Here is a 16,427-nt window from a genome sequence, read left to right on the forward strand (position 1 = left end):
GTCGCTGCGAGCAAAACCGTTCAACCTTGATGATCCGCGCCGAGACCGTAAAGGGTTTCGTGCGCCCCGAAAAAGGAGTCGTGCAAATGTTCGTGCATAACAAGCGTCTGCAATACACCGTCCGCGTGAGTGCGCCCAATCCGGGCCTCGCCAATCTGCTGCTCGAGCAGTTCGGCGGGCCGCAGGGCGAACTGGCGGCCGCGTGCCGGTATTTCACTCAAGCTGTCGGCGAAGATGATCCGGGCCGCAAGGACCTGTTGTTCGATATCGCCACCGAAGAACTCAGCCATCTCGAAGTGATCGGCTCAATCGTCGCGATGCTGAACAAGGGTGCGAAGGGCCAACTCGCGGAAGCGGTGGAATCGGAAGCCGAGTTGTATCGGTCGCTCACCGGCGGTGGCAACGATTCGCATACCACCGCGCTGCTCTATGGCGGCGGCCCTGCCCTCACCAACTCCGCAGGCGTGCCCTGGACCGCTGCCTATATCGATACCATCGGCGAGCCGACGGCCGACCTGCGCTCAAACATCGCCGCGGAGGCGCGCGCGAAGATCGTCTACGAGCGTCTCATCAACGTGACCGACGATCCGGGCATCAAGGAAGCGCTGGGCTTCTTGATGACCCGCGAAATCGCGCATCAAAAGTCCTTTGAAAAGGCCCTTCACTCGATTCAGCCGAACTTCCCGCAAGGCAAGCTGCCGGGCGAGCCGGAGTTCACGAGCGTCTACTTCAACATGTCGAAGGGCGACGACGCGCGCGGGCCGTGGAATGAGGGCGGCGACTGGCAGTTCGTCGACGACCCGCAACCAGCCGTCGATGGCGGCGACGGAACGGCGACCGTGACCGTGACCGAACGCGACGTCGAAGTGTTGCAGGCGATGGCATCGCGCACGGCTTCGGATCCGACCGCCGAGCCGACCACCGGCGCCGACCTGGGCGCTGGAAAAGCCAACGAGGTGTAAGACCGGGCGGCGCTGCTGCAACTCGCAGCAGCGCCGCTCGCGTCGTTATAGAGGCGCGAACCGATCATGACTGCCGCGAGCGAAAACCGGGTGCCGAAGTGCGCGATCTGGACGCGCAGAACAAAGGTCGCGTCCGGCACGCCACGCGTGCTCGTCGTCGACGATTACGTGGATACCGCCGACGCCATCAGCATGGTGCTGGCCATCTGCGGCTTCGATGCCGATGCCGTCTACGGCGGCCGCGTCGCGATCGACGCGACCGCGCGATGCAAGCCGGAAGTCGTTCTGCTGGATATCTGGATGCCCGACATGTCGGGGCTGGAAGTCGCGGCCCGTCTTCGCGCGGACGCGAATACATCCGGAACCATCCTCATCGCCCATTCCGCGGCGGCTAGCGAGGCCGATCTGCAACGCGCGAAGCACGCGGGATTCGACGCGTTTTGCGCGAAACCGACCGACGCAACGACGTTTGCACCATTGCTTCGTCACTTCGTGCATGGACCTGCGGCATGAGGGGACGCACGGCACGCTTGATGCGCAATGCGCAGAACATCGATCTCACTGACGCACGGAGGAAAACATGAGCATCTTCTCGAACATCCTGAACAAGATCTTTCCGCACGACCATCCGGCGACGACCGCCTCGGGCGGAACCGTGCCGCCTGCGGCGCCCAATGCGGCGCCGCCATCGAGCTCGACGTCATCGGGCAATCCGACCAGCACACCTTTGGGTTCGGCGAGCGGCGCCGCCGGCACGCCTGCAACCCCCGGCGTCGAACCCTCCCGGCCGCCGGTTACGCCATTGCCCGAAGTGGATGTCGACGCGATCCTCACGCAAAAGCAGCAGCAAAACGGCGCGGCATTGAACTGGCGATCGTCCATCGTCGATCTGCTGAAACTGCTCGATCTCGATAGCAGTCTCGAATCGCGCAAGGCGTTGGCGCAAGAACTGCATTACACCGGCAACACCGACGACTCCGCCGCGATGAACATCTGGCTGCACAAGCAGGTCATGACGAAGCTTGCGGAAAACGGCGGCAAGGTACCCGCCGATCTGAAGTGATAACCCTCTTTCCTCGATCTATCCATGAACGACTCTCAATACAGCACGCGTTTCAAATCGAAAGTGATCATCGTGACCGGCGCGGGATCGGGAATTGGCGAAGGCGCCGCGCGGCGTTTCGCGGCCGAAGGCGCCTCGGTCGTGCTGGCAGGCCGCACGCGCGAAAAGCTTGCCCGCGTCGCAGGCGATCTCGATTCCGCGCGAACGCTCGTGCATACCTTTGATGCATCGAAGTACGAAGAGGCGCAACAACTGATCGAGGCGACCGTTGCGCGCTTCGGACGTATCGACGTGCTCGTCAACAATGCGGGTGTCGCGCCGACGGGACGCATCGACGAAGCCTCGCTCGACGACTGGCGCGCGATCATGTCGACCGATCTTGACGGCGTCTTCTATTGCAGCCGCGCGGCCATCCGTCATCTGATCGATGCGAAGGGTTCGATCGTCAATGTATCGTCGGTATCGGGACTCGGTGGCGATTGGGGGATGAGCTTCTACAACGCCGCGAAGGGCGCAGTGACCAACTTTACGCGCGCGCTCGCGATGGACCACGGTCGCGATGGTGTGCGCGTCAATGCGGTATGTCCGAGCCTGACCGAGACCGATCTCACGCAGGACATGCTCGGCGACGAGCAACTGATGGCCAAGTTTCGCGAGCGCATTCCACTAGGCCGCGCGGCGAAACCCGACGATATCGCAGCGGTGATTGCTTTCCTCGCCAGCGACGACGCGCGCTTCGTCACCGGCGTCAATCTACCAGTAGACGGCGGCCTGAGCGCTTCCAACGGACAGCCGCCGCAGGCGTGAGGTCGGGTAGACAAGGCTACCTACTTCGAGTCGTTGAACGCCTTCGCGTAGAGTTGCGCGCTCTGATCCAGATCTCCGGTCGCGGCATAGAGCAGCGGTTGCGCTTCCGGAGAGAGAACCCCGCCGTCGATCACACTGCCGATCACAAGGCGGTGATCCCCGGCTTCGGCCTCGCTGAGAACCTGACAATCGAAATACGCCACCGCATCGAGCAGCAGTGGCGCGCCGCTTCGGCCGATCCGCCAGGGCGTTGACGACAGCTTGTCGATCGTGCGGCCCGAGTGCGTGCCGAAGTGCTCGGCTATGGCCTGCTGATCCGAGCGCAAAACGTTGATAGAGAACGCCCGTCCGCGGTCGAGTATCGGATAGGACGCGTGCGCCGGATTGATGGCGAGCGCAACAAGGAGCGGGTCGAACGAGATCTGCATGACCGAACTTGCCGTGAACGCGTTCCTTGCACCTCCGTGCGCGACGCCGATCACATAAACGCCTGCTGTCAGACGCCGGAAGAGATCAGCCATACCGTTGGTCATAGCACTTTGTCCTTGGTGTTAGAGGAACCGTCGAAGCGTGCACGAGCATGTGCCATGCCTCAGCGGGCATACGCGTTGCGCCGTCCGACTTGCAGCAACCACGAACCTACCCGACGATCAAGCCTACCCGCAGGAGGCGACCTTGAAAGCATTGACTTGGCATGGCAAGAAAGATATCCGTTACGACACGGTGCCCGACCCGGTCATCGAGCACGGACGCGATGCGATCATAAAGGTGTCGACTTGCGCGATCTGCGGCTCGGACCTCCACCTCTTCGATGGCTTCATGCCCGGAATGAAGTCAGGCGACGTGATGGGTCATGAATTCATGGGCGAAGTGGTCGAAGTCGGCCGTGATAACGCGGCGCTCAAAGTGGGCGATCGTGTCGTCGTTCCATTCACGATTTTCTGCGGCGAATGCGATCAATGCAAGCGGGGCAATTTCTCCGTGTGCGAACGCTCGAACCGGAACAAGGACGCTGCCGACAAACTCTTCGGTCACGCGACGGCCGGCCTCTTCGGATACACGCATCTTACAGGTGGCTATGCGGGCGGACAGGCCGAGTATGTTCGCGTGCCGTTCGCGGACAAGACGCATATCAAGATTCCCGATGGCCTGACCGATGAACAAGTGCTCTTTCTCGGCGATATCTTCCCGACCGGATGGCAGGCAGCGATCAACTGCGAAATCGAACCGACCGACACCGTCGCTATCTGGGGCGCTGGACCTGTCGGACAGATGGCGATTCGCAGCGCGATATTGCTCGGGGCGAGACAGGTCATCGTCATCGATCACGTTCCGGAACGCCTTGCGATGGCGCAAGCGGCTGGCGCGATCCCAATCAACTTCAAGGACGCGAGCGTACTCGACCGTTTGCGCGATCTGACGCAAGCAAAAGGCCCCGAGAAATGTATCGATGCTGTCGGCATGGAATCGCATGCGACGCGTTCGTTCGACGGCATCTACGATCGAATCAAGCAGGCCATCATGCTCGAAACCGACCGGCCGCATGTGCTGCGCGAAATGATCTACGTGTGCCGTCCGGCTGGCGTGCTGTCGGTGCCTGGCGTGTATGGCGGATTGATCGACAAAATCCCGTTCGGCGCAGCGATGAACAAAGGTCTTACCTGGCGCATGGGGCAAACGCACGTCAATCGCTGGAGCGATGATCTGCTCAAGCGAATCGGAGAAGGACAGATCGATCCGTCCTTCGTCATCACTCATCGAATGAAGCTCGAGGACGGACCCAAGATGTACGAAACCTTCCGCGACAAAGAGGACGGCTGCATTAAGGTGGTTTTGAAACCTTAGCCGCTGGGTAAAACCACGGCGCGTCATTTGGCGCGGAGCAACACTTACCGCGAGTTCTTGACTTTGCAAGGATGGCGCGACCGCGTTTTCGCACCGGTTATAGTATTCCGTGACGAAGGGTTCCGTGCGCGGCCGTTTGCCCCAATTATGGAGGAGTAAAGAAAGGCATATACCCGGCAGGCTTCGGCCCACGGGAGACTTGCGGACAGTCGCGAGGTGTTCGCTCGCGAACTGCGTGGCGCCGGGACCGATCTGGACGCCGCTTATTCTGTCGACGATGCCGCCGTCGAGCGTCGAAAACTTCGGCATGCAAACGCCGATGACCCCCCCCGGCCAGCCCGCCGAACTCGCCGCCGCCTATGTGATGCTGGCATCGGACGAAGCAAGCTACATTTCGGGCGCAACCGTCGCCGTGACGGGCGGCAAGCCCATCATCTAACGCGCAGCATCATCGACTTGATTGATCATTTCGCCTCGCACGTGTTGCGTGGCGAGATCATCAATCCAGGCACCGCCATCGCTCATGTCGTAGTCATCCCTCAGCGCGGATTGCGCAAGCATCCAACAACGAAATTGCAAGAGATTCGCCAGCGCGTCAGCATCAGTTCCCATGCGAAGCCACCTGGCTGAGCGGCTGCCGAGATACGTCGTTCCGCTTCGAACTCTCGAAATCGATATCGAACAATCCGGATGCGTGCGCGGATCCGGATGGCGGATTTGCGATCCGGGGGCCGGCAACTCCTCCCCTTTCGCGTTGCGCCAAAGAGCCGGCAGAACTCGTCCGCATAAAGTTCAGTACTCTGATCCAACCTTCTTGTCGTTGAATATAGCAACCGTTGATCATCTAGATCGATTCGTGTTCACCCACCGCACGCGTCGCGAAGACACTCGTCGAATACAAATTCGTTCGCGCTCAGGAAGACCGCTGCCTCAAGGTAATCCTCGAGCCCTAATCTTACTGTGTCATAAACACATGGCATTATAGGAGCTTCTTCATCCTTTGCATGAGGAAGTGATGGACTGGGAGACGTCGTTCGACGAGTATTTGGAACATCTATGTGAGGCAGTCAGACATAGCGATCGCCACTCCGGGTTGATTGGCTATTGCCAAGGCTTGATGCTGCCGATCCGGCGCAAGAGCGTGGAGCCGCTGGCAGCACATCTGGAACCTCAGCGCGTGAGTGCGCGGCACCAATCACTTCATCACTTCGTGTCGAAGTCGGAATGGTCTGACGCCGCGTTACTCGAACAAGTGCGTCGCTGGGTGCTGCCGCACATGGATCCGACAAAGGGCCTTTACTGGATCATTGACGACACGGGCTTCCCGAAGAAGGGGAAGCATTCAGTTGGGGTGGCGCGGCAATATTGTGGGCAACTGGGCAAACAGGATAACTGCCAGGTGGCCGTGAGCCTGTCGGTGGCCACCGAAGAGGCAAGCCTGCCGGTGGCTTATCAGCTTTATCTGCCACAGGAATGGGCCGACGATCCGCCACGGCGGGCGCAGGCTGGCGTGCCCGATGAGATCGGGTTTGCGACCAAGCCGCAGATCGCACTCGCGCAGTTGCGCGAGGCCCGGCAAAGCGGTGCACCGGACGGTGTCGTACTGGCCGATGCAGGATACGGAAACGACACTGCGTTTCGCGATGCCCTCAGCGAAATCGGCTTGCAATATGCGGTGGGTATCCAATCGAGCACCCGTGTATGGGCGCCAGGCACTGCGCCGCTGCCTGCCGAGCCATCCAGCGGCAAGCCTGGCCGACCGAGAAGTCTGCAGCGCCGTGTACCGCGGCATGAACCGGCATCGGTCAAGGAGTTGGCCGTCGGGCTTGACGCTTCCCGCTATCGTACGGTTTCGTGGCGTGAAGGCACGCGCGCTACGCTCAGTTCGCGATTCGCAGCGGTGCGGGTGCGCGCCTCACACCGCGATTACTGGCGGCCCACGCCGCGCGACGAGGAATGGCTGCTGGTTGAATGGCCCGATGGCGAGCCCGAGCCAATCAAATACTGGCTCTCGACGCTGGCCGCAGGCACGCCTGTGGACCGCCTCGTTCAGGTTGCAAAAATGCGTTGGCGCATCGAGCGTGATTACCAGGACCTGAAGCAGGAATTTGGCCTCGGGCACTTTGAGGGGCGCGGCTGGCGCGGGTTTCATCACCATGCATCGCTATGCATTGCCGCATACGGCTTCCTCGTTGCTCAGCGCCTCATTCAGGGAAGCGGTAAAAAAAACGCTGCGATCCGCGACACATCTGGCTTACCCTCGGACTACGTGCCACGCGGCTCCCCAGCGCGCGCAGCGCCACGTGACTGACTCGATCGCCACGCTGCGCTGGTGCATCGCTGCGCACGTCGCTAAGCGGCTCCAGCGATGCCCATTCTGCAGTTCTGCGTCGACACATTTTATGACACAGTAAGACTAAAACGCAGCGCGGCGCCGACACTGCGCAGTACGTACGTAATGCGCCAGTCCGATAACATCAGGCTAGGCGGACCACTGCGCGTCACGCTCGGCGCGCCTTCATAGGGAAGTAATTCAGGTACGGGGTTTGCGTTAGCGCTGAAAGCTGGCTGGCTGGCTGTCGCGCAGAGTTAGCTGGCGCAGGGGTAGCGTTCGATGAGCAGCCACCGACCGATATCAAACTCTTTAGCTGGTGCTTGAACAACATGATTAGCGTGATTATCCCGGCTCATAACGAGGCTGATGTCATCGGCGCATGTGTACGTTCAGTACGCGCAGCCTCGGCGCATCCGCAACTGAAGGGAGAAAGGGTGTTGGTGATAGCCGTAGCGGATGCTTGCATGGACCACACAGAGGCATTCGCCTCGGCGGCAGGTGCGTTCGTGATGAGTGTCTTCAAGCGCAACGTTGGCAGTGCGCGAGCGTTCGGGGCAGAGTTGGCTATCGCTCACGGCGCTCGTTGGCTCGCGTTCACCGACGCTGACACGACAGTCCCGCCGAATTGGCTGAGCGCGCAGCTTCGGTGCGACGCGGACGCGGTATGTGGCGTAATCAATGTCGTAGACTGGACAGAGCACGCTGAAGACGTGCGCACCGATTTCTACAACAATTATAGGGACATCGACGGTCACCGCCACATACACGGCGCGAATCTGGGTTGCTCGGTCGAGGCCTATACGAAGGCTGGCGGCTTCCAATCATTAGCCTTTAACGAAGATGTAGCGCTCGTCGATGCGCTTGTCGCGACGAATGCCACGATCGCTTCGAGCAATTCAGTCATGGTGGTGACCAGCGCACGCCTCGACTCCCGGGCGCCTCGGGGTTTCGGCGCGACGTTGCGAGCCGTATCGCTGCGGCTCGGTGACATCGCACCCGTCGTAGCTCATCATGACGCTTTAGAGGCGTGGGCACCGGTCCCTAGCTCGCGTCAGCGCGATGAGCACGAAAGCAACTCGCCGCTGAGCCCGACACAGGCGGCGCTGTAGCCAACAGTAGGATTGGCGCCGTCGATATCGGCCAATCATAGGGATTCGCCTCGATCTAATCGGAAAAAACACGATCTTATGGCCCCCGTCCGTGTTAGAGCGACGGCCCCGTGCTATGCCCGGGAGCGACACCATAAAAGTCATTAAGAAGCTGTCGACTCGCACGTTTCTTATACGCCGGCCTTCTCCGACTTGCGTATGAGGCTCACTTGTCCATTGCGTTCGAGAATGGCCGTTTCGACATCTTCAAGTCCGCTTGTATGCAGTTCTTGTCTCGCTGTCTCGAACACATCGGTCTTCGTGATGAGCGCAGCCGACATTTGTCTATCGTTGAACTTGTCACCTCTGAAAACTTCCCTCTCTGCTCCGACAATGAGCCTCTCCAGCTTTGGCGAATAAACGCACGCCCAGGCGAGGATACGGTGGACCAAAACAATCACGAAGGAAGCCGCCACCGTTGGTATGGCGGGTGAAGCACCAACGATGACGCGGCTCAACGTCGCGCCCAATAAGATTGCGACGACGTAGTCGAACGGCGAGCGCTGTCCAAACGAACGCCGTCCGGCAATACGAATGAAAACCAGACCGCTGAAGAAGACCGCAACGGCACGCGCGGACATTTGAAGGGAGTCGAGATCTCGTCCTTCGCCAAATATGGTTAGCAGCATATCCATCTTTTCTCCCCTCCGGCAAGCGCGGCTAAAGCGTGTTCGATCGCGGATCTGGGTCAGCCCTTAACGTAACCAAGCAACCGATCAGTCAGTCGGCCCCAGATAACCGGGAAGTCCCAAGGCGGCTCTGCTCTTCGCCAGTTCGACCGCCATTTTGATAAGCGAATCGAACTCTGCATCGCTGTGCGGTGACGGAAGGTGACGTCGAAAAAAATCGGCCCATCGGAATTCCTCAAGAGGAACCGAGGTTTTCTCGTAGCCTCCTGCGTCACGCACCGACGCAGATAGGCTACGAAATTCATCGTCCTCAAGATCCCAAACGTGTTGTGGCATATCCAAAAACGTCACCCGCTGGCCCAGGGCGTTGTATGGGTAAGTCCAGCGATTGTTTTCCAACGTGAGCCAGAACTCCGTCATCGAGAGGTTCGAGAGATCTTTGAAGAGAACGACCGGCACACGCTTTACTTTCGCCTGCCAAAGAGCGGCGGCGACGTGGTGGTGATCGATGACGTACGGTGCTTCATCTGGTCCGTACACGATCGGAACGGGCTTCTCCGCGATAGCCATTTCCAAGTCGTGACCTTTTAGCTTTCTGTAGACTTTGATTTTTTGGCGGACTTCGCGCAGGCCATGCGTCATCTGAGTCGGTCGGAGCTGGTCGATTCTTAGCGTCTTCATTCTCTTCTCCAGTCTGTGCCTGTAGGCGAGGGATACGCGATGCCGCACATCGCCTCGAAGCCGTCAGCCCCAAACTTGCCCGTTGCGTCGCGTTCTACCGGCGTGCGTTGCTCGAATAATGGCTGCTGCTCAAGGCAACCCGAAAGTGATCTGCTTCTGCGAGCGACCTGGACATGTTCTGATCGATGGAAACCGCCGCCTTGCCGATTTCTGGGTGCGGTCCGCTGATCGTGAAGAATTGGTTGTATTAATCCAAGAATCGATCAACCTTTATGCGGAACGCGTGTCTGTCCAGTCAAAAAACAGGATCCCGGGAAACCACTATAGATCCGTGCCAAATGCGGCGCCGAGCTGTTGCATCCGAAGGACCTCGTCGCCGTGAACGTATTGCGAGGTGGTGGCGATGGAGGCATGCCGGAGGTTATCACGAACGTTGCGCAGTTCTACGCCGCGCGCCAAGGCGAACGTCGCGTGCGTGTGTCGGAGCCAATGCGGACTTGCATGTTCGAGCTTGTGGGCGACAGAGGAGTCGGCCGTCTGAATCTGATTGGCGACAAGGCGAAAGAATCGCTTCAGCACCGCGCGCAGGCGTGTCCCGGAAACGCCCACTGATTGACTGTTGCCGAGTGCGGGCACAAGAGGGAGGTTCCGATTACAGCGGCGTGGGTCCGCGGGTAGGCCTCGCTGCTGAAGATAAATTTGAAGTGCTTGCATCCCAAGCGGCGGCACCGCGACTCTGGCAGCGCGTCGCCCCTTCCCTATCAAACGCAACCAAATGTCGGCGGCATCGCCGAAGAACACGTCTCCGACTCGTGCCTGGATTAGTTCGTTCGCGCGTAGCCCGGTTGCGAGTTCGAAGTCAAGAATGAAGCGAAGCCGCTGGGCGGCTTGCGCCGACCACCCGTATTGCGTCGATAAATCGTCGGCGATCTGCCTAGCGAATCGCCACTCGTCGTCTTGAAGTGATCGAATCTGTACCGGCCTATTGGATCGCAAGGTTTCAGCGCTCACACTAGCAAACGGATTCGCGACCACGTACTGCTGCTCGACAAGCCACCGGAACATTGCCGAGAGCACCGACAATGCATAGGCGACAGATGAAGGACGCAACCGCCCGAAGAATGGGCTCCACCCTTCTGACAGACGGGTTTGCCGTGGACCGACCCATCGATCTCGTGGTTGCGGAGAGCGCAGAAACGTCCTGTAGGCAATGGCGTCACTGGTGTTCAATGATGATAGCGCGCGCTTGCGTTCGAGATTTGCCCAAAGTAGGAGCCGTTCAGCTTCTTTGCGATAGGCCCTCGACGTAGCGTCCGTCTCATGCAGCGTCAGCCATGCTTCGATCGCTTGCCTATCGGTGGTGACATTCAGCATGCACCTTGCCTTCGGAGCGCGATATTTCCCTCTCGAACCGTCTCGGCTACGGGAAGACGTGATCTGACGCCAAATGACACGGCTACTCGGCTGGAACCGTTCCATCAGTCGACGCGCCGATTCGTTCAGCGACGGATGACGCAAAAAGAGCGCCTCTATTTCGCGTGCCAACGCTGCGCCGATACCGTCGATGTCGGTCCACCAGCGATGACGGCGAGGAACCCGCAGCGTCAGTTCAGCGAGCGTCGTGATGCCCTGGCTCTTGAGCGCCCGATTCGCTCGTGGCGGCAGCCAGAAGGCGATGTCATCGTTGATGCGAGGCTCGCGGTCATGAAGTTCCCGCAATGCTTCGATCACGCGATGAATCCGCATCCCCGACCGAGTGCGATCTGCACTTCGATCGACGAGAACAGCGGCCAGATCGTCTCGTCCGTTCAATTCAGCAATGTCGATCAAGCGGCACCGGATACGACCCAGCATGCCGCGTGCGGACTGCGCTTGAACTCGCCTGTGCGATAAATAACGCTCGACGGCCACACGGGCTGAAAGGCCCTCGTACCACGCGCGCAGTGCTGCGAGGGACGCGTGATCGGGAAACCCGACATACGCTTGTCCCTGCAGATCGATTCGAGACGAATGCTTCACGTTGGCCTCCCGACGCGAGCAGCTGTTCACGAGACTATGGCACGGTCGCTACCATTGCCCAACCCGCATCGCTAACAGGTCTATTCTGATAATCGATCTTATTACAATAGCCGCTCGCCCTGCGAAAACTGCTGCGCGCCGAACCTTGTCTGAGCGTCAGACCGCCATGTAACAGCTTCGAAGGTTACGGTTTATCTGCATCAGGCGATATCAAAGTTCGTTGGGCCGTTGCTGATCATGGACCGTGCGATATGTGTCCTCGCGGTCGCAGACCCGAAAGGAGCGGATGTTTGGAACCGGGTGTGCGAACGAGTGCTCACGGACCCAAACCAGCCCTTCAGAAATTCCCAAAACGGCCGTTCAGTTGTGGAAATGCCATCTCTACGCATGAACCCTGTGGGGGTGTCAGGCCGCCAAACCGACCGCTCGTTAGCATGAGCGCAGAAGACCCGGGGACTTCCTTGTCGAAAATTGTTGGTGCTGTTGTCATGCTTGTATCCGCGCTGCTCGTCGCTGGCACGGCACTGGCAATATTTTTCGAGTCTGCAGCTTACGCAAACGAACTGTTGATATCGAAAAGATATCCGTTGACGCCGGCCTTGGGGGCTGCCGCGCTTACCGTCATGGTCGGTGTATTCGCTGTGATACGGCATTGGTCGAAGTTGCATCGCCGAGGATGGAAGCCCCGTTCCTACGTCAAGCTGGTAGCGGGTTTAGTACTCGGTTTGATACTCGTGGCCTATGTCAACGCTGCGTCGCTATGGGTATTCAGCTTCGGGCGATGTCCCGAAGACAGTTGAAGGTTGGGACGGCGGGTGCGGCATAGGTTAGGCAACCTTCCGATCATGGTCAATTGATTTCGAGCGTGACCGTTTCAAGGCCGCAGCGAGAATCCAGAGTTCATTCACGCCGAGGATTTTTCGGAAGTGCTTCTCAGCTTCCAGGAAGCCCGCGGCTGTCCAGCGCAACGCCATGTCGGCGTCGCGATAGCGCTTCACGCGCCCCGCGACACGGCGCACCGCGCCGTTGGGATTCTCGATGATGTTGGTCGTCGACAGCCCGCGCATGAGCGCCGGCGTCAGGCCCAGCTTGTTCACCGTGAAAGTTTCCTCCAGCCCCTCGAGCAGTGCGGCCGAGGCGTCCGGATAGTCGGCCTTGAGCCACGCCGCGTGCGTCTTGAGCTTGGCGATGCCATCGTCGGTCGACAACTTGTAGGCGGCCTTCATGATCGCGGCGGTTTGCGAAACGCTCTCCTTGGGCAGGCGCTCGAGGACGTTGCGCTGCTTGTGCACACGGCAGCGCTGCACGTGGGCGCGTTCGCCGAAGAACTCCTCGATGGCCGAGCGCAGCGCTTTGGAACCATCGATCACGAACAGGTATTCGCGATCCGCAGGCACGCCGCGCTCGATCAGTCCGCGCAACAGATCCTTGACGACCTGGGCGTTCTCACTCGACCCGCTCGCGAGACCCAGGAGGTGTTTCTCGCCGGGGCTGTCCACGCCGATAGCGGCGATGATGTGACGTGAGTCGACGATGATGCCGTCAAGGTAGATCGCCAGAAAGTCCTTGTCATCGAAGCGCCGCCCCATCAGCTCGGTGAGCGCCGTCTGGCTGGCCTTGATGAACTCGCGCGAGACGCTGCTCTTGGAGATGCCAACGGTGCCGGCCATCTCGGGCAGGACCTTGGCATATTTGCGCGTCGACACGCCCGTGACCATGATCTCGTGCACGCGCTCGGCGAGCCGCGGATTCTCGTTCAATTGCTCGTAGGCGGGGACCGGCACTTCGCCGCCGCCACGACGCCGAAGGCGCGGCCGCTTCACGTTCAACTTGCGTTCGTCCATCACAATCTGGCCTTGCTGCGAGCCGTGCCAGCGGATCTCGCCGCCTCTGCGGCCCGGATGCTTCTCGCCGGCGACTTCCGTCGCCGAGATCACCAGCAGTTGCTCGACAAGGCTACGGCCGGCTTCGTGCATCAACTCGTCGATGCTCGCGCGGGTGTTCTGAATCAGATCGAGCATGGGCAACAGGAGCTGACTGTTCTCGGCAAAACAGGCACGCAGTCCTTCCGGGTCCTGCTTGGGCACCACGTGCAACGGCGCGCTGGCGCTTTGGGGCTTCTTCTTGGTACGCTTCATTTGGCGGTTCTCCTTGGTTCCCTGTCCGGGAAGTTGGTCGTCGAAACCCGATTCTCTCGGATTTCCAACGGGGAACCGCCGCCTTCAACCTTCAACTACGCCCGGGACATTGCCCAGCTTCGGCATTCAGAGCGTTATCGTCGACCTTACGTCGCAAAATGATCAAGTGTATCGAGTTTCGGCGTTGAAAGCCGGCCTCAAGGGCTGGCCAAATGCGCTCGCATGGGAGGATCCCTTCGCGGATCGAAAGATCTCATTTTGCCGCTCGGTATCGCTCTTCGACGAGGCCGACGGATATGCTCGGCCCGCCCTCGTCCGTGCTCGATCGGGCAGGTTTGGCGTCGCGATCCTCTCGGTTAGTCGAACTTCGTGAGTGCATCGGGGACGACAATCTCCAAACCGGCCCTATTGACCGCTGTCGGCCGACTACTGTCTGACGCGATCGCCTCCTGCTCAACCCACAGCGCTCTTCGCTCGTTCAAAAGCCGGCGCTTGTTCGCAATATCTGAGTCGTGTCGTAGCGGCCACGACGGCAAAAAGCGTACAGAAACCGAACTGGATCTAACCTACCTGCCCCAGCAGATATCAAGGTCGACCAGGCGTGCGCCCGGCTTGTCGGTCCGCATCGCGAGCGAGACACCGCTCGCGATCCGCTTTTACGCATGCCCGTTGATCAAGCCGAGCCTTAGAAAGCTCTCCGCACTCGCGATGATGGCTTCCTCGCTCGAACGCGGTTTCCAGCCGAGCAGGCGGATAGCCTTGGCGCTCGTCGCGTTCATGTCGATGCCGAGCAAGGGCGCGACCGACTTCATGCCGGGATGCTTGCGAACCTCCTCGTCCGGCCAGACGTTGGTGGGCACTTTGTCCGCCACCGCGCCGAGCCTGCCGCGCAGCACGCTTGCGACCTCGATCATCCGCACGCTAGCGCCCGCCGTCGCGAGAAAGCGCTCGCCATTGGCGGCGGGATCGGTCATTACCAGCAGATGCAGATCGGCGACGTCGCGGACATCGACGAAGCACGAGTTGATGTTCACGCATCCGGGCTGCCCGTCCAGCAGGCTCTTGATGATTCGCGTGGAATGCGAGAAATCCGCGCCCAGCACCGGGCCGAGCACCGCCACGGGATTCACCGCCGACAATTCCAGCCCGCCACCCTCGCGCGCAACGAAGTCCCAGGCGGCCCGCTCCGACAGCGTCTTCGATTTCTGATACGGCGCGACATCGCCCGTCAGATCGCTCCAGTCCGTTTCATCGAAGGGACGCCTGTATCCAGGCGGATGCCCCACGCCGATCGCGCCGAATGCGGACGTCAGCACAACGCGCTTCACGCCCGCATCGCGCGCGGCGCGCAGCACGCGCAGATTGCCTTCGACGGCGGGCCGGACCCAATCGTCTTCGGTGACCTGATCGCCCGACGGCGTGGGCGATGCGCCATGCATCACGTAGACGCAGCCCGACATCGCGTCATGCCAGCCGGCGCCGTCCGAAAGATCGGCCTCGACGAATGACAGACGCTCGTCCGCCATGTTGCCGCCGACACGCAACTGCGCGCGCACGTCCTTTTCCCGCGCAAGCGACCGAACCGTCGTCCGCACGCGAAAGTCGCGTTCAAGCAGCGCCAGGATGCAATGCTGCGCAATGAAGCCGGTGCCGCCGGTGACCAAAACTAATTCGCCGCTCATGAAATCGTTCCTTCCGCGTGATGTAGTGCGGTCAGATTAACTGCGCGTGGCCGTACGCAGAATGCTTGAAAGTACGGCTTAGTTGCGCGATAGTACGAAAAATGAACGTCGATCCCTTGTCCGACATCCTCAGGCTGACCTGCGCCCAGTCTCTCGTGACGGGTGGTTTTTCCGCGGGCGGCCCGTGGGCGATCCGCTTTCCGGCGCCCACCAAGATCAAGTTCTTTGCCATTGCGCGGGGCCATTGCTGGGTGAACATCGACGGCGAAGCCGATTCCATCCGTTTCGCCGAAGGCGATGTCGGGCTGATGACTTTGGCGCGGCCTTTCGTCGTGTCGAGCGAGCCAGGTCTCGTTCCGGTCGATGCAATGAGCCTCTTCTCCGGTGCCGGGAAGTCGCCCGTGCGGATCGGCAATGGACGGGATTTCGCGTATATCGGCGGACACGTTCTGCTGGACGCGGCGAGCGGCCAGATGCTCGCGAATGTCCTGCCGCCGTGGATCAGGATCGATGCGTCGCGCACGCATGCCACCGCGTTCCGATGGCTGCTCGCCGAACTCGTCGCGGAGCGCGCCGATACACAACCCGGCGCACAGCTAGCGACCGCGCATCTGGCGCAACTGCTGTTCATCCAGATTCTGCGCGCGCACATGGAGACCGACGCGGTGCTGTCCGCCGGTTGGTTCCGCGCGATGAGCGACCGGCGTCTCGCGCCCGCTCTGGCCTTGATGCACGGCGAACCCGCCCGCAATTGGCGACTCGAAGAACTTGCCGACGCCTGCGCGATGTCGCGCACCACGTTCGCGCTGCGCTTCAGAACGACGGCGGGCATGCCCGCTCTGACCTACCTCACCGAGTGGCGCATGCGTCTCGCGGAGCGCGCGTTGCGGGATGGCGCGACGCCAGTGGCGGCCATCGCGGAATCGATCGGTTATGCGTCGGAAAGCGCGTTCAGCAACGCGTTCAAGCGATCGACCGGACACTCGCCGAGGGAATATCGCAACGCGGCGCGCTCACTTAGTGCGAGCGACGACATACTGAAAGCCGAGCATGCATCGGTGTGATTGCAGCACGATGTTGAAACGTTTGTCGGCAGCCGACCCCGAGCCGCCCTTCAA

Annotated in this window: 16 protein-coding genes and 1 pseudogene; 10 read left to right on the plus strand and 7 right to left on the minus strand. The window is 60.4% G+C overall.

Annotated features, from left to right (window positions below; genetic code table 11):
- The first annotated feature begins 86 nt into the window (after positions 1-86).
- The 4 genes from LY284_RS35155 (at position 87) to LY284_RS35170 (ending at position 2,832) form a co-directional block, all read left to right on the plus strand.
- A complete protein-coding gene (locus LY284_RS35155; RefSeq protein WP_233391729.1) occupies positions 87-962 on the plus strand; it encodes a manganese catalase family protein in 876 nt (291 codons plus the stop codon).
- Positions 963-1,028: 66 nt separating this feature from the next.
- A complete protein-coding gene (locus LY284_RS35160; protein WP_233391732.1) occupies positions 1,029-1,475 on the plus strand; it encodes a response regulator in 447 nt (148 codons plus the stop codon).
- A 67-nt stretch (positions 1,476-1,542) separates the two neighbouring features.
- A complete protein-coding gene (locus LY284_RS35165) occupies positions 1,543-2,025 on the plus strand; it encodes a DUF3597 domain-containing protein (protein WP_233391734.1) in 483 nt (160 codons plus the stop codon).
- A gap of 24 nt (positions 2,026-2,049) precedes the next feature.
- The gene (locus LY284_RS35170) at positions 2,050-2,832 is read left to right on the plus strand and encodes an SDR family NAD(P)-dependent oxidoreductase (protein ID WP_233391736.1); all 783 of its coding nucleotides are present in this window, start codon (positions 2,050-2,052) and stop codon (positions 2,830-2,832) included.
- Positions 2,833-2,852: 20 nt separating this feature from the next.
- Here the strand turns inward: LY284_RS35170 and LY284_RS35175 are convergent, their stop codons facing one another.
- On the minus strand, positions 2,853-3,365 hold the full coding sequence (locus tag LY284_RS35175; protein ID WP_309243241.1) for a flavin reductase family protein: 513 nt from the start codon (positions 3,363-3,365) through the stop codon (positions 2,853-2,855).
- 142 nt (positions 3,366-3,507) lie between these two features.
- On the opposite strand from LY284_RS35175, the gene LY284_RS35180 reads away from it, so the two are divergent.
- Together LY284_RS35180 and LY284_RS35185 are read left to right on the plus strand one after the other, a co-directional pair.
- Positions 3,508-4,677 (plus strand): zinc-dependent alcohol dehydrogenase, encoded by a 1,170-nt coding sequence (locus tag LY284_RS35180; protein WP_233391739.1) that lies wholly within the window; start codon positions 3,508-3,510, stop codon positions 4,675-4,677.
- A 226-nt stretch (positions 4,678-4,903) separates the two neighbouring features.
- Positions 4,904-5,116 (plus strand): annotated as a pseudogene (locus tag LY284_RS35185) (SDR family oxidoreductase); the annotation flags it as partial.
- Here LY284_RS35185 and LY284_RS35190 read toward each other — a convergent pair.
- The gene (locus LY284_RS35190) at positions 5,113-5,289 is read right to left on the minus strand and encodes a hypothetical protein (protein WP_233391741.1); all 177 of its coding nucleotides are present in this window, start codon (positions 5,287-5,289) and stop codon (positions 5,113-5,115) included. The pseudogene LY284_RS35185 and the gene LY284_RS35190 sit on opposite strands and share 4 nt — an antisense overlap.
- Before the next feature lie 403 nt (positions 5,290-5,692).
- Here LY284_RS35190 and LY284_RS35195 point away from each other — a divergent pair, with 403 nt between their 5' ends.
- Both LY284_RS35195 and LY284_RS35200 read left to right on the plus strand, forming a co-directional pair.
- Positions 5,693-6,988, plus strand: coding sequence for an IS701 family transposase (locus tag LY284_RS35195; RefSeq protein WP_045450144.1), 1,296 nt, complete (start codon positions 5,693-5,695; stop codon positions 6,986-6,988).
- Positions 6,989-7,341: 353 nt separating this feature from the next.
- A complete protein-coding gene (locus LY284_RS35200; RefSeq protein WP_309243245.1) occupies positions 7,342-8,121 on the plus strand; it encodes a glycosyltransferase in 780 nt (259 codons plus the stop codon).
- Between the two features lie 170 nt (positions 8,122-8,291).
- Here the strand turns inward: LY284_RS35200 and LY284_RS35205 are convergent, their stop codons facing one another.
- From LY284_RS35205 to LY284_RS35220, 3 genes are all read right to left on the minus strand, one after another.
- Positions 8,292-8,795 carry a DUF421 domain-containing protein gene (locus tag LY284_RS35205; RefSeq protein ID WP_233391746.1) on the minus strand — a complete coding sequence of 168 codons (504 nt, stop codon included), beginning with the start codon at positions 8,793-8,795 and terminating at the stop codon, positions 8,292-8,294.
- A gap of 81 nt (positions 8,796-8,876) precedes the next feature.
- The gene (locus LY284_RS35210; RefSeq protein WP_233391747.1) at positions 8,877-9,470 is read right to left on the minus strand and encodes a ParB/Srx family N-terminal domain-containing protein; all 594 of its coding nucleotides are present in this window, start codon (positions 9,468-9,470) and stop codon (positions 8,877-8,879) included.
- A gap of 321 nt (positions 9,471-9,791) precedes the next feature.
- Positions 9,792-11,489 (minus strand): phage integrase family protein, encoded by a 1,698-nt coding sequence (locus tag LY284_RS35220; RefSeq protein ID WP_233391752.1) that lies wholly within the window; start codon positions 11,487-11,489, stop codon positions 9,792-9,794.
- Positions 11,490-11,923: 434 nt separating this feature from the next.
- Here LY284_RS35220 and LY284_RS35225 point away from each other — a divergent pair, with 434 nt between their 5' ends.
- Complete coding sequence (locus LY284_RS35225) at positions 11,924-12,289, plus strand: hypothetical protein (RefSeq protein ID WP_233391754.1); 366 nt, start codon at positions 11,924-11,926, stop codon at positions 12,287-12,289.
- A gap of 27 nt (positions 12,290-12,316) precedes the next feature.
- Here LY284_RS35225 and LY284_RS35230 read toward each other — a convergent pair whose 3' ends face one another.
- The gene (locus LY284_RS35230) at positions 12,317-13,627 is read right to left on the minus strand and encodes an IS256 family transposase (RefSeq protein WP_008345072.1); all 1,311 of its coding nucleotides are present in this window, start codon (positions 13,625-13,627) and stop codon (positions 12,317-12,319) included.
- A gap of 656 nt (positions 13,628-14,283) precedes the next feature.
- Positions 14,284-15,309, minus strand: a complete 1,026-nt coding sequence (locus LY284_RS35235; RefSeq protein WP_233391757.1) for an aldehyde reductase — start codon at positions 15,307-15,309, stop codon at positions 14,284-14,286.
- Between the two features lie 101 nt (positions 15,310-15,410).
- Here LY284_RS35235 and LY284_RS35240 point away from each other — a divergent pair, with 101 nt between their 5' ends.
- Positions 15,411-16,373, plus strand: coding sequence for an AraC family transcriptional regulator (locus tag LY284_RS35240; RefSeq protein ID WP_309243242.1), 963 nt, complete (start codon positions 15,411-15,413; stop codon positions 16,371-16,373).
- The last annotated feature ends 54 nt before the right edge of the window (positions 16,374-16,427 follow it).

Source organism: Caballeronia sp. PC1 (assembly GCF_021353155.1).
Classification (GTDB): domain Bacteria; phylum Pseudomonadota; class Gammaproteobacteria; order Burkholderiales; family Burkholderiaceae; genus Caballeronia; species Caballeronia cordobensis.

Bases quoted from the DNA above. Each gene is read 5' to 3' on its own strand.
- LY284_RS35160 (WP_233391732.1), top strand. From the start codon at position 1,029: ATGACTGCCGCGAGCGAAAACCGGGTGCCGAAGTGCGCGATCTGGACG.
- LY284_RS35190 (WP_233391741.1), bottom strand. From the start codon at position 5,289: ATGGGAACTGATGCTGACGCGCTGGCGAATCTCTTGCAATTTCGTTGT.
- LY284_RS35175 (WP_309243241.1), bottom strand. From the start codon at position 3,365: ATGACCAACGGTATGGCTGATCTCTTCCGGCGTCTGACAGCAGGCGTT.
- LY284_RS35225 (WP_233391754.1), top strand. From the start codon at position 11,924: ATGAGCGCAGAAGACCCGGGGACTTCCTTGTCGAAAATTGTTGGTGCT.
- LY284_RS35235 (WP_233391757.1), bottom strand. From the start codon at position 15,309: ATGAGCGGCGAATTAGTTTTGGTCACCGGCGGCACCGGCTTCATTGCG.
- LY284_RS35195 (WP_045450144.1), top strand. From the start codon at position 5,693: ATGGACTGGGAGACGTCGTTCGACGAGTATTTGGAACATCTATGTGAG.
- LY284_RS35170 (WP_233391736.1), top strand. From the start codon at position 2,050: ATGAACGACTCTCAATACAGCACGCGTTTCAAATCGAAAGTGATCATC.
- LY284_RS35240 (WP_309243242.1), top strand. From the start codon at position 15,411: ATGAACGTCGATCCCTTGTCCGACATCCTCAGGCTGACCTGCGCCCAG.
- LY284_RS35205 (WP_233391746.1), bottom strand. From the start codon at position 8,795: ATGGATATGCTGCTAACCATATTTGGCGAAGGACGAGATCTCGACTCC.
- LY284_RS35200 (WP_309243245.1), top strand. From the start codon at position 7,342: ATGATTAGCGTGATTATCCCGGCTCATAACGAGGCTGATGTCATCGGC.
- LY284_RS35155 (WP_233391729.1), top strand. From the start codon at position 87: ATGTTCGTGCATAACAAGCGTCTGCAATACACCGTCCGCGTGAGTGCG.
- LY284_RS35165 (WP_233391734.1), top strand. From the start codon at position 1,543: ATGAGCATCTTCTCGAACATCCTGAACAAGATCTTTCCGCACGACCAT.
- LY284_RS35210 (WP_233391747.1), bottom strand. From the start codon at position 9,470: ATGAAGACGCTAAGAATCGACCAGCTCCGACCGACTCAGATGACGCAT.
- LY284_RS35230 (WP_008345072.1), bottom strand. From the start codon at position 13,627: ATGAAGCGTACCAAGAAGAAGCCCCAAAGCGCCAGCGCGCCGTTGCAC.